The sequence below is a fragment of the Streptomyces sp. NBC_00016 genome, from assembly GCF_045040885.1.
Classification (GTDB): domain Bacteria; phylum Actinomycetota; class Actinomycetes; order Streptomycetales; family Streptomycetaceae; genus Streptomyces; species Streptomyces coriariae.
The window spans coordinates 8,661,379-8,676,241 of record NZ_CP108304.1; the positions used below are offsets into that span (position 1 = coordinate 8,661,379).

Genomic DNA, 14,863 nt, shown 5'->3' on the forward strand with positions numbered 1-14,863 from the left:
CGAGAGCTCCAACCGAGCCCGCGAGACGATGTCCTGGTTGTCGGGCTGGTCCCGGCGCGACCGCTTGAATCATGGTGCTTCAAGCACCGTCCGCCGTTCGAAGCACCACGGTTGCCTGCCGTGCTGGACGGTTGGGCAATGCGGGCTGCTGGGCCCCTGCCGGGGCAGGACACCCAACATGCAGGCGAGCGTACCTGGTGGAATAGTGATAAATCGGGTGGGGCATCGGGGCGCATTCACGCCGGGCCGCAGGCAGTGCCGCGGCTTCGGATCTCCAGTCTCTTCGTCTGTCAGAAGCAGGGAGAAACCCATGCGTAAGAAGATCCTCGTGTCCGTACTGACGTCGGCGATGGCCTTCAGCGGATGGACCGCGGTCACTTTCTCGAATGCCGACGCGACGGTGAAGGCCGCGCCCAAAGCCACCTGCACGGTGTCCGAAGGACCTGGTGGTCGCTTCGGGGTGTCGGGCAAGGGATTCAAGGCGGGCGACGAAATCACCGTGCGGAATTCCAAGGGCACGGTGGTTCGCGTGACCCAGGCGATCACAGGAGGGTTCTTCGAGGTCACCGGGCTGCCGAACGACAACTACCGCGCCACCGGAAAGACCGCCACCGCGTCCTGCCTGAAGTTCGTGTCGGACGAGGATGCCGCCATCAAGTGCACGGTCACCAAGGGCCCGGGAAAGACCTACGGCGTATCCGGCAGGGGGTTCCCGGAGGCCGAGACGGTCACGTTGAAGAATTCCAAGGGCGCCGTCGTGGACACGACCGTCACGATCAAGGACGGCTTCTTCGAGTTCACCGGCGTCCCCAACGGCACGTACACCGTCACGTCGAAGTTCGCGCATGTGACCTGCCCCAAGGCCGCTTAGGGCTACGGGGCAACGCCCCGGCCGGTACGTCCAGGGCCCGTCTTCCGGATCAGCCAGTCCGGAAGACGGGCCCTGGACGTACCGGCACTCGTGCGAGGTGCGGGTGCGGGTGCGGGTGCGGGTGTGGCTGGGGTCCGGTGGTTGGAGGGCAGGTTCCGCTGCTTCACCGGGCCCCGGCCATGGGGCCTGGTGCCCGTGAAGGTGGTGGTTACACGGTTTGTCGGAAGGGATGTGGTGCGGCGGGACATGGCTGTGGCCCCCAGGGTGTCCCCGGGGGCCCACAGGTTGGCTGCTGTCGGCCGGGTTACCAGCGATACCAGCGGCCCTTACGGCCGCCGGTGTCCGCGCCGCGCATGACGAAGCCCAGCAGCCAGACGACCAGCACGATGACTGCGATCCACCACAGTGCCTTGAGCGCGAAACCCGCGCCGAAGAGGATCAGAGCCAGCAGAAGAACGAGAAGCAGGGGAACCATAGTTATCAACCTCCGTTGCTCCTGATGCCCGGCGAATCGAAGAGCACACGGCTGATCTACCTGGTTTCTTCACCGCTCTTGCGGGCACTGGACCCGGATTCTCCACCAGCGTTCACCAGATCGGACGCGGGATCCTCACCGAGGCCGACACCGGCAACTCCGCCAGGAAGCAGTAGCCGACACAGCCGACAGAAGCGATAGCCGACAGAACCTCCACCAGCGTCCTGCGCGGCACCTGGACCCGGAGGAACTCCTCCACGGTGGTAACACGCACCGCAACGTCCAACGGCTTCGTCAGGGACTGTTAGGCCGTTTGGCCGGAGGAGTGAGTGCCTTTGCAGGTGATCGGGCACCCATGTCCTGCCCGGCACCCGGGCACCTTCGAGCTACTCATCAGACCCCCGTCGGGAGCCTCGCATGGAACCAGCCGCTGTCTCGAGAAACTGTCCGTTCGACTATGCCGAGGCGCTCGAGTTCGATCCGGTGCTCAAGCACTTGATGACGGAAGAGCCCGTCTCCCGCATCCGGCTGCCCCACGGCGACGGCGAAGCCTGGCTTGTCACAGGCTACGACGATGTGCGCACGGTGACCACCGATCGGCGTTTCAGCCGAAGCGCCGTCATCGGCCGGAACTTTCCGCGCATGACCCCTGAACCCATCGTTCAGGACGAGGCCATCAACGTGATGGACCCGCCGGGCAGTAGCCGCCTGCGCAGCCTGATCTCCAAAGGCTTCGCACCCCGCCACATGGAACGCATGCGGGTCCGCACCCAGCATGTCGTGGACGAGCTGCTGGACCGGATGGAGGAGCACGGTTCTCCCGCAGACCTCACCGAGCACCTGGCGGACCCCCTGCCCCTGGCCACCATCTGCGAGGTCCTCGACATCCCCGAGGCCGATCGCGCCCAACTGCGGTCCCACGCCCGGACCATGATGGACACCGGCATCGACAACCGGGGCAACGCCGTCCAGGCCAAGGCCGATCTGCGTGCCTACTTCGAGAAGTTGACGGCACACCGGCGCGAGAACCCCGGCGAGGACCTGATCAGCACTCTGGCCACGGCTCGTGACGGAGACGAGATTCTCAACGACCGGGAACTGGCCGTCATGGCCATGGTCCTGCTCATCACCGGCCAGGACACCACCACCTACCAGATCGGGAACATCGCCTACGCCTTGCTCACCCGTCCCAAGGAGCTCGCCATGCTGCGCTCCGATCCCGGGATGCTCCCGCAGGCCATCGAGGAACTGCTGCGCTTCATCCCCTTCCGCAAAGGCGTCGGCATCCCCCGCGTCGCCACCGAGGACGTGGAACTGAGCGGGGTGACGATCCCGGCCGGGGACATCGTGCACGTCTCCTATCTGACGGCCAATCGTGACGGCCGGAAGTTCGACCGTCCTGATGAGCTGGATCTGGAACGCACCGGCCCGTCCCACATGACCTTCGGCTGGGGTGGGCATCACTGTCTCGGCGCTCCGCTCGCCACCACGGAACTGCAAGTCGCGCTCGGAACCGTTCTGAAGCGCTTCCCCGACCTGAAGCTCGCGAAGCCGGCCGAAGAAGTGCGCTGGAACAAGACGTCGATCTGGCGCTATCCGCTCGCGCTGCCCGTCGTCTGGTGACCGCGGCGCCCCAGGCAACGCGCCGAGTCCATGCGTCCGAGGCTCCCTCGTAGGCCTTTGGATGGCTGCCGCTCGCAGCACTGCGCCCCGCCGGGTCCAGCGGCGGGGCGCAGTGCTCGGCTCCGGGTGTGGATCGCCCGCCTGTCGGCGAGCAAGGGTGGTTTAAGGGTCACGTAGTTCCCCATTCCGAATTCTCCTGATCGGTGCTCGGCCGGCCACCTGCCACCTGCCGCCAGCCACCTGCCCTCGCCGGACGAAAAACCGAGCCGCCCCTCCACCGGACTGGGCCTGGGCCTGGGCCTGGGGAATTACGTGAAGTCATCCCTGGGGAAATATGCGAACGGCCGCACCGCCTCGTCGTGGCCGAGAACAAGGCCCGTCACCGACGGCGTCGGCCGGGAGGTCGGCCTGCAATGCTCCGGTCCGTCCCGTTGTGCTGCTCGCTCGACATGCGACGCTCACCCTCCCGTCGTAGCGTGAGTCGGACGGCTGATCAAGCCGTGGCGGATCACTTTCCGCCCCAACGGGGAGAGCTTGAGTCTTCGACATCTGCCCCGACCGCGCCCGTGCCAGGGGTATCGCAACCGGCGCCGGAGCCCACCACAGGTCAGTTCGCACCGTTTTCGCGCGGACTGATCCGGGTGGCTGCCGCCGGAAGACGAACAGCCCGCATCCGGCCAGGGCCCGGCTATGTGGACCACGTCCGCGGGAGGCATTCCATGGCGGTTCTCTGTAAGCCGGCAATCCAGGTACCCGAGTACGTCATCACCAACGAAGAAACCCTCGAGCTGGCGCAACGGTTGCACGGCGACCATCCGCAGCTCGATCTGATCCTCAGGCTGATCGAGCACACCGGGGTGCAGAAGCGGCATCTGATCCAGCCGATCGAGAAGGTGCTGCAGCACCCGGGCTTCGACGCCCGCAGCACCACCTACGAGGCGCACACCAAGGCCCGCGTTCCGGCCGTGGTACGCCAAGCACTCGACCACGCGGAACTGGAGCCGCAGCAGATCGACATGATCATCTATGTCTCCTGCACCGGCTTCATGATGCCCCCGCCGACCGCATGGCTCATCGGCGAGATGGGCTTCCGGCCGGAGACACGACAGATGCCGATCGCCCAACTCGGCTGCGCAGCAGGCGGCGCAGCCATCAACCGGGCGCACGACTTCTGCACGGCGTACCCCGACGCCAACGCGCTCGTCGTCGCCTGCGAGTTCTGCTCGCTGTGTTACCAGCCCACCGATCTGGGCGTGGGGTCGCTGCTGTCCAACGGCCTGTTCGGCGACGGAATCGCCGCGGCCGTGATCCGGGGCAACGGTGGCACCGGAGTCCGCCTGGAACGCAACGGCTCGTACATCATCCCGAGCACCGAGGACTGGATCTCCTACGCGGTCCGGTCCACAGGTTTCCACTTCCAGCTCGACAAGCGCGTGCCCGGGACCATGGAGCCACTCGCCCCGGCGCTGCAGGCCGTCGCGGAACAGCACCAATGGAATGCCAGCAAGATGGACTTCTACATCATCCACGCGGGCGGTCCACGCATCCTGGACGACCTGAGCCTCTTCCTCGACGTGCCGCCCGAGGCGTTCCGCTTCAGCCGCGCCACGCTCACCGAGTACGGAAACATAGCCAGCGCGGTGGTACTCGACGCCTTGGCCCGCATGTTCGCCGAAGGATCAGCCCTTGAGGGCCACCGCGGCCTGATGGCCGGCTTCGGGCCCGGCATCACGGCCGAGATCGCCCTGGGCACCTGGACTTCGGAGTTCGAATCCTGACGCTTCGCCGTGCCGTCTCAACGATCAGCTGTCCTCCGCGCGGTCGCCACCCGCGCGGAGGACAGCGTCATTGCGGCAACGCTCCGCGAGGCCCTGCCGGGCAGACGAGGGTCGAGCCCGACCCGCCACATCAAGGGCGGCGACGTCGTCCTCGAAGACGGTGAATAGGCCCGTGGGCGTCTGGCGGTGACGTGCCGTGGGTACGGTCGTTACGCAGGCCATGACGATGATCTCGCGCGTTTTCGCGGTGACCGCCGTGGGCGGCGCTCTGCTGGCGGCCACCGCACCGGCTCACGCCACCGACGTCCTCAACCTGGTCAATGCCAAGCGCATCCCGGTGTCCGTCCTGTCGGAGGGCAACACCAGCGCGGACAACATCCAGGTCTCCAGCGTCGAGCAGGACGGCGTCGGGTCATGGGTCGGTGCGGACGGTGTGGTCAGGGAGGCGAGCCGCCCGTACGAGGAGGATGCCGTCGAGGCGCTGCTTGCCACCCTGATCGGGCACGACTACGAGGAGTAGACCTCCCTCCTCCCCGAGAGGCTCGGGAACGCGCTGGTCGAGGGATCCCGAAACCGCGACCAGCGCTGATCAGCGGCTGTGGGCCTTGAGGTCGTGCTCGCGGTGCAGCGGCACGGTCACCACTCCCGGTCGCCGTGGTCAGGTGTGGGAGAGGGCGAAGGAGACGAGGAAGCCGCTGACGGTGATCAGTCCGATGGCCAGGTGGGCGTCGTCGAACGCTTCCGGGATCATCGTGTCGGCGACCATGGCGAGGATGGCCCCGGCCGCCACCGCGGTCACCGCGGCGATCACGGCGGGGGAGAAGGAACCGACCACCGTGTAACCGAGGACGGCCGACACCGTGCCGGCCGCCGCGATCGCCGCCCACACACCGAAGACGTATCCCTTGGTGCGGCCGGCCTTCTTCATCCCGGCCGAACTGGACAGCCCCTCGGGGACGTTGCTGATGAACACCGCGGCCACCGTCACCAGACCGACCGCGCCGCCGTCGAGGAGGCTGACGCCGATGACCGCGGATTCCGGCACCCCGTCGAGCAGGGCGCCGAGGGCGAGCGCCGTCCCGGACCCGCCCTGCTCGGCCTCCGAGGGCTGCGCCTGCGCTCGGGCGTGACCGGAGCGCTTGCGGTGGCGGGCGGGCACCCCGGCGGGCCAGCCACACATTGCCTCCGGTGTAGGCGATGGCGCCGATGAGGGTGCCGATGACCGCGGGAGCAAGCCCCGCCTCCTCGTACGCCTCACCGACCAGTTCGAAGGACACCGCCGAGATCAGCACCCCGGCCCCGAAGGCCATCACCGTCGCGATCACCTTCTGCGGCACCCGCAGCCCGAACCCCAGCCCGGCACCGAGCAGCAGTGCCGAGCCCGCCACGAGTCCCCACAGTCCCGCTTCCGCCACTTCAGCCATGCCGACCCCTCTACCCGCTGTGGATGTGGATCAACGGGCGGCCGGCGTGCCCTACGCCCTGAGAGATCACTGGCGGCCAAGGACATGGCTCTTTGCCGGTGTTGGTGCCGTAGGCAGGGGTGACCGAATCGCGTGAGGCGATATCCCGGCGAACGGGGGTAGCCGCCAGAGACACGGCGGTTGGACGCCCATCCTTCAAGGAGAACCATGTTCGCACTCACGTCCCGTCGTCTGCGCGGCACCGCCCGTCGGGTGTTCGGCTGGCAGCAGTTGCGTCCGGCCCAACTGAGTGCGATGAAGGCCGTGATGAAGGGGCGTGACGTACTGGCCGTCATGCCGACCGGCGCGGGCAAGTCGGCCGTGTACCAGGTGCCTGCGGTCCTGCTCGGCGGTCCGGTCGTAGTCGTCTCGCCGCTGATCGCGCTTCAGCGGGACCAGATGCAAAGCCTGCTCGGATCCGGTGCGCTGCGCGCCGCCGCCATCAACTCCGCGCAGCGCCGCAGCGACAACGAGACGGCGTGGGCCCGCATCAGCGCCTCTTCGGTCGACGTGGTCTTCCTCGCTCCGGAACAACTCGCCAAGCCGGACGTCACGGACCGGCTCGCCGCCGTCCGGCCCCGGCTGCTGGTGGTGGACGAGGCACACTGCGTGTCGTCCTGGGGGCACGATTTCCGGCCGGACTACCTGCGGCTGCGCCACGCGCGCGAGCGGCTCGGCAACCCGCCGGTGCTCGCCCTGACCGCGAACGCGGCGGCCCCGGTGCGACGGGACATCGCCGAACGTCTCGGCATGAACGACCCGGTGGAGATAGTGGCCGGCTTCGACCGTCCCAACATCCACCTGGACGTGTCGACCTTTCAGGACGCAGCCGCCAAGGAGCGGTTCGTCGTGGAGCGGGCCGCCGTCGAGGAGAAGCCGGGAATCGTGTACGCGGGAACGCGGCGGGCCGCGGACAGCTATGCCGAGCAGTTGAGCGACCTCGGACTGTCCGCCGCGAGCTACCACGCGGGCCGGCCCGCCGCCGAGCGCGGCCAGACCCAGGACCGCTTCAGCTCCGGTGAACTCGACGTGGTCGTGGCGACCTCGGCGTTCGGGATGGGCATCGACAAGGCGAACGTACGGTTCGTGCTGCACGCCTCCGTCCCCGGCTCGCTCGACGCCTACTACCAGGAGATCGGCCGGGCCGGCCGCGACGGGGCACCGGCCAGGGCGATCCTCGCCTACCGTCCGCAGGATCTGGGCCTGCAACGCTTCTTCGCCGCCGGTGCTCCCGACGCCGACGCGTTGCGCCGCGTCGCCGAGCGGCTGCGCGGCGAGGAGGGCGCCGTGGGCGCGACCAGGCTCCGGGCCGACTGCGAACTCGGCGCGACGGCGCTGTCCGCCGTGCTGAACCTGCTGGAGGAGGCCGGGGCCGTCCGTACCGGACGGGACGGCAGCCGCTTCACCGGCGCGGCCGGCGTCGTCGGCGCCTCCGCGGATGACGACGTCGACGCCGCCGTGCAGAGCGCCCTCGCCGTCCACGCCACGCACCGCAAGCTCGAACAGTCCCGGGTCGACATGATGCGCGGGTACGCCGAGACGACCGACTGCCGACGGCGGTTCCTCCTTGGGTACTTCGGCGAGTCCGTCCCCGTCCCGTGCGGGGCGTGCGGCAACTGCACGGGCCCGGTGGCCGAGCCTGCGAACGCGCTGAGGCGCGAGCGGTCCGAGGCCGCCGGACGGCCGTACAAGGCGGCCACGCGGCAGCGCCGGTGGACCCGGGCCGGTGCGCGTGCGGGCGGCTCCGCGGGTGCCGTCCGGGCGGTGGAGACCGTCGCACGGCCCGCGGCGGACGACCACCCCTACCAGCCCGGCGTCCTCGTACGCCATGACCGGTGGGGTCAGGGAGAGGTCATGAGCGAGGGCGACGGCAAGATCACCATTTTGTTCGAGTCGGTCGGCTATCGCACCCTGTCGCTGGCCGTGGTGACGGACAAGCAGCTGCTCGCCGCGTTGCCCGACTCACCACGCTGACGCCGGACCCGCATGGTGCTGCCTGATGGCGTCACCGCGTGCGTGGCGCCACCGTGAGGAGCGCCCGACGTCGGTCGACCCGTCCGCCGGGGGCGTGTCGGTCCGGTCGTGGCGCGGGTCGCTGAAGTCCAGGTCGGACCACGGTCCGAGTCGGCGTGTGACCAAGCACGCCGGTACCGCTACCGCCCGGGTGCGCCTCGCCTGGAAGCGCGATCGTCTCGCCATCACCGTCGCCGACGATGGCAGGGGCGCCCGTACGACGTCCGCCCCACCCGCGGGACCGAGCGCGTCCACGGCGGTGGACCGGCCGCCCGGTTACGGTCTGATCGGGATGCGTGAACGGGCCACCCCGGCCGGCGGAGACCTCTCGGCGGGCAGGCACCCGGAGGGCGGCTTCCTCGTCTCCGCCCAACTGCCCCTCCCGCCCGCGAAGGACACGACGCGCAGGACCGACGGAGCGACGACCGTCCAGGGGCGCACGGCCGACGGAACGACAGGCGCCGGCCGAACGGGCGGCGGAGAGGCCGGGGATGCGCCGTGACGCTCCGGGTACTGCTCGCCGACGATCAGGCCCTGCTGCGCGAGGCCTTCCGCATACTTCTCGACAGCGCCGACGACATCACCGTGGTCGGTGAGGCCGCCGACGGCCGGGAGGCGGTGAGACTCACCCGTGAGCTGCGCCCGGACGTGGTGATCATGGACATCCGTATGCCCGAGGTGGACGGTCTCACCGCCACGTCGGAGATCTGCGCGGACCCGGAACTGCGTGCCAGCCGCATCCTGGTCCTCACCACGTACGAGACCGAGGAGTACGTCGCTCAGGCGCTGCGCGCGGGGGCCGGCGGCTTCATCGGCGGCTGCACGCGGCCGGCCGGATGCACCCCGATGCGTTCCCAGCATCCGTCCAGCCGACCTCCTGGCACACTCTCGTTCGGTTCATGTCCTAGAAGGGCTCGGCCGCCTGGAGCAGCCGTTGGGGCAGGTAGGGGGACTCGACGCGGACGTTCCAGCCTCTGCGGCGGGCGTGGCAGGCCAGGGCCAGGGCGTCGAGGTCGAACCGGGCGTCCGGGTCGTCGGCACGGTCGGCGACCCGGTAGTGGTCGCGGTGGGCTTCGAGAGCGTCGGCCAGGGCCAGGTTGAAGCTTTCCTCGTCTCCCTCCACGAGCTGCGACAGGAGGGCTCCAGGCGGCGGGAAGAAGCCCCAGTCCCCGGCCTTGCCGATGTCCCGCAGCGCCCGTTCCATCGCCGGCTCCGGGTCGGCGCCCTTCAGGTAGTCGTGGAGGGCCACGCGGTACGACGCGAACGCGGAGCGGTCCTCGGAGGTGAAGGTGGGACCGGTCAGGACCAGGGGAGCGAGGTCTTCGCGTACGCCGGTGATCAGGGCGAAGGCGGTGGCGGTCTGCCAGTTGCCCGCGCTCGTGTCCTCGCCACGGGTGGCCGGGTAGCCGAGGGTACGGCCGTCGACCGTCACCCGGGCCTCGGTGCCCGGTTCGGCGAGGGCGATGCGGAACAGGGCCGCGCCCAGCTGGGAGGCCAGGCGCAGGTTCTCGAGCTGGGCGTCCGTGACGTCACCGGAGTCCGAGGCACGCCACTTGAACAGGAGCTCCTGATAGCGCAGGGCGCTCCCGAGCTGCCGGACGGCGAGGGACTGCCCGTCCACCGGCGTGAGGGCCTCCCGGGTGTACTGGTCGAACAGGGCCTCGCTCTCCGGGGCCGGGGCCCTTTCGAGCGCCGGCCGCCCTACCGTCAGCGGCCCGGCGGCCAGCGCGGCGACCGCCTCCGGGCGCCGGCGGCGGCCGAAGCCCTCGACGCGCGGGCCGCGGTTCTCGAAGCCGGTGACCAGGGCGCGCGGCAGGTAGTCGGTCTCGAGGGCCGGTGCCCAGCCCAGGGTCCGGTACGCGAGCGCGGCCAGGGCGACCGGCAGCAGCGGGAGGAGGCTGCCGGGCGAGGCGCCGGGGCCGGGCAGGGCGCTGTGGGGCAGCAGGAGGGCGGTCAGTCCGGAGTCGAAGCCCGCCCGGTCCTCGGCGGCCAGGGCGCGCAGGGTCGTGAGCGCCACACTGTGCGGCCGGCCGAGGAGGCTTTCGCCCGTCTGCTCCTGGCGGCTGCGGATACGGGACAGCGCGGCGTCGAGGGCGGCGAGCTTGTGCTGGGTGCTCGGGGGGTGGTCCGCGTCGTCGTCTCCCGTGTCGTCGAGAACCTGTGCCATGAAGCCCTTGATCAGCTCGGCGGCGGGCGTTCCGTCCGTGCCGGCGCCGAACTTCTGGCGGGCGAAGTGGAAGGCCTCTCCGTGCCATTTGGCCTTGTCCGAGAGGACGGCGAGACAGAACGCGTCGATCCATTCGCCCGGGGTGACGCTCTCCTCGGCCGCGTCCTCGTCCTCGGCGTCGTACCCCATGCCGAAGTTCACGTAGTTGAGCGTGACGTGGAAGGAGCAGTGCGGGAAGTACGCCGCGAAGGCCACCGCGCCCGCCGCGGCCTCGGTGGCATCCTTGAGCGCCGCCTTCGCCTCCGGGGTGTCGAGGTCAGGTGTCTCGACAGACAGGGCACCGAGGTAGTCGAGAAACTCCTCGGCGATCGACGTCCACTCGTACGTGGCCATACGACCGGCCTTCGACATCGACGGGACCTGCCCCCCGATCCGGTTCGCGAAGTCCTCGCGCGCCGCCGAAACCACTGCCCCGCCCACCTGGTGACGCTCTATCCGCACTACGCCGCTCCTTGATCACTTGTCTGGAGGCCAGCCTAGGCGCAGGCTCTGACACCCATGCCGAGGGTGCGGTGGACCGCAGACGCGTCCTGTCGACGGCCGGCTGCGCCTTCGTGCCCGGAGCGCTCGGCCGCGTCGGGAGCCCCTGGACGCGGCCGACGCGCGATTGTCGGTGGCCGGTGTCACGCTGAAACGACACAGGACCTGCGAAGGGAACAGCCGTGATCACGACCGACCTCACTCCCGGCTCCCCCTGCTGGCTCGACCTCGGGGCACCCGACGTCCGCGCCGCCGCGGCCTTCTACGGCTCGGTGCTCGGCTGGGACTACGAGTCCATGGGCGGGGGCGAGGGCGAGGGCGGGGACATGGAAGGCGGGATGTTCCAGAAGGACGGCAAGACCGTCGCCGGTCTGGGCAAGCTGTCCGAGGAGGGCGCTCGCTCGGCCTGGATGATCTACTACCGCGTCACCGACGCGGATGCCACCACCCAGGCGGTGGAGGGCGCGGGCGGTACGGTCCGGGTGCCCCCGAGGGATCTCGGTGAGTGGGGGCGGATGGCGCAGTACACCGACCCGTCGGGCGGCCAGTTCGCGGTCTGGCAGCCAGGGAAGAACGCGGGCTTCGAGCTGGCGGACGTGCCGGGATCGCTCTCCTGGACGGAGCTGTACACGAGCGACGCCGCGGCCGCGAAGGAGTTCTACGGCGCGGTCTTCGGCTGGCAGTTCAGCGACACGGAAATGCCGGGCGGCGGAGGCACGTACACCCTCATCACGCCGGCCGGGCTTCCCGAGGAGCGTATGCAGGGCGGCCTGATGCAGGTCCGCGAGGAGGACCTCGCCCTGGCGGGCGGGCAGGCGTACTGGCACCCGGTGTTCGCCGTCGCCGACTGTGACGCCGCCGTTGCCGCGGTCACCGGGGACGGCGGCAGCGTGCAGATGGGACCGACGGACGCGGAGGGCGTCGGCCGGCTCGCCGTCTGCCTCGACCGGTCCGACGCCGACTTCGTGGTGCTCACCCCGTCCTCCCCGAGCTGAACGCGCCCGCTCCCGTCATCCGCTCCCGCCATCCGCTCCCGCCATCCGCTCCCGCCATCCGCTCCCGCCATCCGCTCCCGCTCTCCGCGCCCGCTCGTCGCGGGTCGCGGCGGGACGGGGCACCTGTATGCCGCCGGACCCGGTGTGCTGCTCTCCGGGCGGGTGGTGAGGGCGACACCGGGTTCTGCACCGAGCGCTGCGACGGCTGCTGGACGGCTCCGCCGAAAATATTCCTTGACACGAATATTCGCCTTCAGGAATACTCGTGCTCATGGACGCCATGGACCCACTCCTCGCCGCACTGGCCGACCCGGTCCGCCGGCGGCTCGTGAGCCTGCTGGCCGAGCGGCCCCGCCCGGTGGGCGTTCTCGCTCAGCTCGCCGACGCGCGCCAACCGCAGACGACCAAGCACCTTCAGACCCTTGAGCGGGCCGGCATCGTGACCTCGCAGCGCACCGGTCAGCGCCGGATCTACGCGCTCCGGCCGGGCCCCCTGCGCGAGCTGGCGGCCGCGCTGAGTCGACTCGCCGATGCCGCGGACCAGGTCGGCGGCCCGCACACGACGTACGACCGCTACGGGCTCAGCGTCCACACGGAGCGGCTCGCCGCGCGGGAGCCGGGGTGGGCCGACGACCGCTCCTTCACGTTCCACCGGTCACTGCCGGGACGCCCCGAGCTCGTCTGGCGCCACCTGACGGAGACCGCCCTGCTCGCGCGCTGGTGGACCCCCGACGAGCTCCGCGTCTGCGAACTCGTCTTCGAGGCACGGCCCGGTGGGCGGATCGTCCAGGAGTACCGCGACGCCGAGGACACCGGAGAGTCCGACCCGGTCGCCGGGCGCGCGGAGGGCGTCGTCGTCGACGTGAGCCCTGATGAGCGCCTCGCCTACCGGCTCTCCCCGCTGCTTCCCGACGGCCGCCCGGCTTTCACCGCTCACATCGACATGGACCTGCGGCGCACCGGCGCGGGCACGGACCTCGACGTCCGCTGGCGAATGACCGACAGCACCGTCGAGTCGGCGGACTTCGTCGCGGGCATCGAGATCGGCTTCGGCCAGAGTCTCGACAAGCTCGCGGGAACCCTCACCAACAGCGCAGACCGCACGGCCCGCACCGACACGAGGAGCGCGACATGACAGAGCAGATCGCCGGCCGTCGAGTTGTCACCAACATGGCCCTCTCCCTCGACGGCCGCTACGCCGCACCGGACAACCCCGTGGACATGGGCTGGGTGATGCCGTACGCCGTGACGGACGTCGCCCGCGACCACCTGACCAGCCTCTGGGAGCCGGCCACGACGGCCCTGCTCGGGCGGGTCAACGCCGAGGGATTCCTCGGCTTCTGGCCCACCGTCATCGGTATGGAGGGCGCCGACCCGCGCGACGAGGGCTTCGCGAAGTGGCTCGTCGACTCCGACAAGGTGGTTCTCTCCTCGACCCTCGACAAGGCGCCGTGGGAGCGCACGACGCTCGTCGACAAGCCGGCCGCCGAGGTCGTCGCGGACCTCAGGGCCACCGAGGGCGGCGACATTCTCGTGCTCTCCAGCGCGAGCGTGGTCAAGGCGCTGCTGGCGGCCGACGAGGTCGACCGGCTGGCGCTCACGGTCTTTCCGGTGTTCCTCGGCGGCGGGCCACGCCTCTTCGACGACGGCCTGCCCGCGCATCGGTGGACGCTCGTCAGCCAGACGGCGGGCGAGCACGGCACGCTGGCCCTCGTCTACGACCGGGTCCGCTGAGTTCCCTCGGCGCCGGCGCCGGGGCGGACGCCCCAGTCGAGGCGGAGCACGGCGAGGTCGTCGGAGTGGCGTCCGGCGTTCAGCTCGTGGGTCTCCTTGATGAGGAGGTCGACATGAGCGGCCGGGTCTGCCGACGGCAGGGTTCCGATCAGCGTGAGCAGTCCCTCGACGCCGAGCCGTTCGTTCGTCGCCCCGTTGTGCCCCTCGGTGAGGCCGTCGGTGTAGAGGGTCAGGGCCCCCGTGGCCGGGAGCGGGATGACGGTGGAGGGCCAGCTGCGCAGCCCGGGAACGATACCCAGGGCGATGCCGTGCGCGGCGCTCAGTTCCCGGGTTCCCTCGGCCGTGGTGAGGAGGGGCTCGTGATGGCCGGCGAGGTGGAGGGTGGCGGTCGCGGTGTCCTGGTCGAGGGTGAGGAGGGTGCACGTGGCGAACAGCTGCTGGTCGCCGCGTTCGGCGATCAGGATGCGTTCCATCAGGTGCAGCAGGTCCTCGCCGCGGTGCCCGCCGAGCACGAGGGAACGCCAGGCGATGCGCAGGCAGACACCGAGCGCGGCGGCGTCGGGGCCGTGTCCGCTGACGTCACCGACGACGGCGTGCAGCAGTCCGTCGTCTCCCTCCACCACGTCGAGGAAGTCCCCGCCGAGCAGGGCCATCGCGGCGCCGGGCAGGTAGCGGGAGGTCACTCGCACGGTGGAGGTGTCGAGCATCGGCTGGGGCAGCAGGCCGCGTTCCAGGCGGGCGTTCTCCTCCGCCCGCAGCCGGGAGGCCTGGGCTTCGGAACTCGCGCGCTCGGTCTGGCTGCGGTAGACGGCGTAGCGCACCGTCCGGTGCAGCAGGTCCGCTTCGACCTTGCCCTTGACGAGGTAGTCCTGGGCTCCGGCGGCCATGGCGTCGGTGCCCGCCTGGGCCTCGGACAGCCCGGTCAGGACGATGACGGCGGTGTGCGGGGCCAGGGCCCGCACGGCGGCGACCGCGTCGATGCCCGACACGTCGGGGAGGTGCAGGTCGAGGAGGACGCAGTCGATCGGGGCGCCGGCCAGTTCGGTGCGGGCCTCGGCCAGGGTGGTGCGGGTCGTCAGCTCGAACCGCAGCCCCGTGTCGTACAGGAGCTCCTCGACGAGCAGGGCGTCGCCCTGGTCGTCCTCGATCAGAAGGATGCGGTACATCGGCTCGTCGGGCGCCGTTTCGGGACCGGTTGTCATCG

At 70.2% G+C, this 14,863-nt stretch carries 11 protein-coding genes and 3 pseudogenes; 10 read left to right on the top strand and 4 right to left on the bottom strand.

Translation table 11 applies throughout. From position 1 onward, the window contains the following. Positions 1–310 precede the first annotated feature (310 nt). Entirely contained in the window at positions 311–871 is a 561-nt protein-coding gene (locus tag OG933_RS38420; protein ID WP_405631608.1) for a hypothetical protein, read from the top strand. A 304-nt stretch (positions 872–1,175) separates the two neighbouring features. On the opposite strand, the gene OG933_RS38425 is transcribed toward OG933_RS38420, so the two are convergent. Beyond that, the gene (locus tag OG933_RS38425; protein WP_142268924.1) at positions 1,176–1,346 is read right to left on the bottom strand and encodes a hydrophobic protein; all 171 of its coding nucleotides are present in this window, start codon (positions 1,344–1,346) and stop codon (positions 1,176–1,178) included. Positions 1,347–1,763: 417 nt separating this feature from the next. Between OG933_RS38425 and OG933_RS38430 the strand changes: the two genes are divergently transcribed. The 3 genes from OG933_RS38430 (at position 1,764) to OG933_RS38440 (ending at position 5,267) form a co-directional block, all read left to right on the top strand. Beyond that, positions 1,764–2,969: a cytochrome P450 gene (locus OG933_RS38430; RefSeq protein WP_362521344.1), complete on the top strand. Its 1,206-nt coding sequence runs from the start codon at positions 1,764–1,766 to the stop codon at positions 2,967–2,969. Positions 2,970–3,688: 719 nt separating this feature from the next. Beyond that, complete coding sequence (locus tag OG933_RS38435) at positions 3,689–4,747, top strand: type III polyketide synthase (RefSeq protein ID WP_362521346.1); 1,059 nt, start codon at positions 3,689–3,691, stop codon at positions 4,745–4,747. A 220-nt stretch (positions 4,748–4,967) separates the two neighbouring features. Further along, positions 4,968–5,267 (top strand): hypothetical protein, encoded by a 300-nt coding sequence (locus OG933_RS38440; RefSeq protein WP_405631612.1) that lies wholly within the window; start codon positions 4,968–4,970, stop codon positions 5,265–5,267. A 138-nt stretch (positions 5,268–5,405) separates the two neighbouring features. Here the strand turns inward: OG933_RS38440 and OG933_RS38445 are convergent. Then, positions 5,406–6,171, bottom strand: a pseudogene (locus OG933_RS38445) (ZIP family metal transporter). A gap of 207 nt (positions 6,172–6,378) precedes the next feature. Here OG933_RS38445 and OG933_RS38450 point away from each other — a divergent pair. The 3 genes and pseudogenes from OG933_RS38450 to OG933_RS38460 form a co-directional block, all read left to right on the top strand. Then, the gene (locus OG933_RS38450; RefSeq protein WP_405631614.1) at positions 6,379–8,184 is read left to right on the top strand and encodes a RecQ family ATP-dependent DNA helicase; all 1,806 of its coding nucleotides are present in this window, start codon (positions 6,379–6,381) and stop codon (positions 8,182–8,184) included. A gap of 157 nt (positions 8,185–8,341) precedes the next feature. Further along, a pseudogene (locus OG933_RS38455) lies at positions 8,342–8,725 on the top strand (ATP-binding protein); the annotation flags it as partial. Then, positions 8,722–9,039: pseudogene (locus OG933_RS38460) on the top strand (response regulator transcription factor); the annotation flags it as partial. The pseudogenes OG933_RS38455 and OG933_RS38460, both read left to right, overlap by 4 nt. Positions 9,040–9,127: 88 nt before the next feature. Here the strand turns inward: OG933_RS38460 and OG933_RS38465 are convergent. Beyond that, positions 9,128–10,891, bottom strand: a complete 1,764-nt coding sequence (locus tag OG933_RS38465; protein ID WP_405631617.1) for an Imm49 family immunity protein — start codon at positions 10,889–10,891, stop codon at positions 9,128–9,130. 221 nt (positions 10,892–11,112) lie between these two features. Here OG933_RS38465 and OG933_RS38470 point away from each other — a divergent pair, with 221 nt between their 5' ends. The 3 genes from OG933_RS38470 (at position 11,113) to OG933_RS38480 (ending at position 13,659) form a co-directional block, all read left to right on the top strand. Next, entirely contained in the window at positions 11,113–11,925 is an 813-nt protein-coding gene (locus tag OG933_RS38470) for a VOC family protein (RefSeq protein ID WP_405631620.1), read from the top strand. A 280-nt stretch (positions 11,926–12,205) separates the two neighbouring features. After that, entirely contained in the window at positions 12,206–13,060 is an 855-nt protein-coding gene (locus OG933_RS38475; protein WP_405633635.1) for a metalloregulator ArsR/SmtB family transcription factor, read from the top strand. Further along, on the top strand, positions 13,057–13,659 hold the full coding sequence (locus OG933_RS38480) for a dihydrofolate reductase family protein (RefSeq protein ID WP_142268920.1): 603 nt from the start codon (positions 13,057–13,059) through the stop codon (positions 13,657–13,659). The genes OG933_RS38475 and OG933_RS38480 overlap by 4 nt, the downstream gene beginning before the upstream one ends. On the opposite strand, the gene OG933_RS38485 is transcribed toward OG933_RS38480, so the two are convergent. After that, the gene (locus tag OG933_RS38485; RefSeq protein ID WP_405631624.1) at positions 13,641–14,861 is read right to left on the bottom strand and encodes a PP2C family protein-serine/threonine phosphatase; all 1,221 of its coding nucleotides are present in this window, start codon (positions 14,859–14,861) and stop codon (positions 13,641–13,643) included. The genes OG933_RS38480 and OG933_RS38485 overlap by 19 nt on opposite strands. Positions 14,862–14,863: the final 2 nt, after the last annotated feature.

Excerpts from the sequence above, each read along its gene's own strand:
- OG933_RS38440 (WP_405631612.1), top strand. The coding sequence starts at position 4,968 with ATGACGATGATCTCGCGCGTTTTCGCGGTGACCGCCGTGGGCGGCGCT.
- OG933_RS38430 (WP_362521344.1), top strand. The coding sequence starts at position 1,764 with ATGGAACCAGCCGCTGTCTCGAGAAACTGTCCGTTCGACTATGCCGAG.
- OG933_RS38435 (WP_362521346.1), top strand. The coding sequence starts at position 3,689 with ATGGCGGTTCTCTGTAAGCCGGCAATCCAGGTACCCGAGTACGTCATC.
- OG933_RS38420 (WP_405631608.1), top strand. The coding sequence starts at position 311 with ATGCGTAAGAAGATCCTCGTGTCCGTACTGACGTCGGCGATGGCCTTC.
- OG933_RS38485 (WP_405631624.1), bottom strand. The coding sequence starts at position 14,861 with ATGACAACCGGTCCCGAAACGGCGCCCGACGAGCCGATGTACCGCATC.
- OG933_RS38425 (WP_142268924.1), bottom strand. The coding sequence starts at position 1,346 with ATGGTTCCCCTGCTTCTCGTTCTTCTGCTGGCTCTGATCCTCTTCGGC.
- OG933_RS38480 (WP_142268920.1), top strand. The coding sequence starts at position 13,057 with ATGACAGAGCAGATCGCCGGCCGTCGAGTTGTCACCAACATGGCCCTC.
- OG933_RS38475 (WP_405633635.1), top strand. The coding sequence starts at position 12,206 with ATGGACCCACTCCTCGCCGCACTGGCCGACCCGGTCCGCCGGCGGCTC.
- OG933_RS38450 (WP_405631614.1), top strand. The coding sequence starts at position 6,379 with ATGTTCGCACTCACGTCCCGTCGTCTGCGCGGCACCGCCCGTCGGGTG.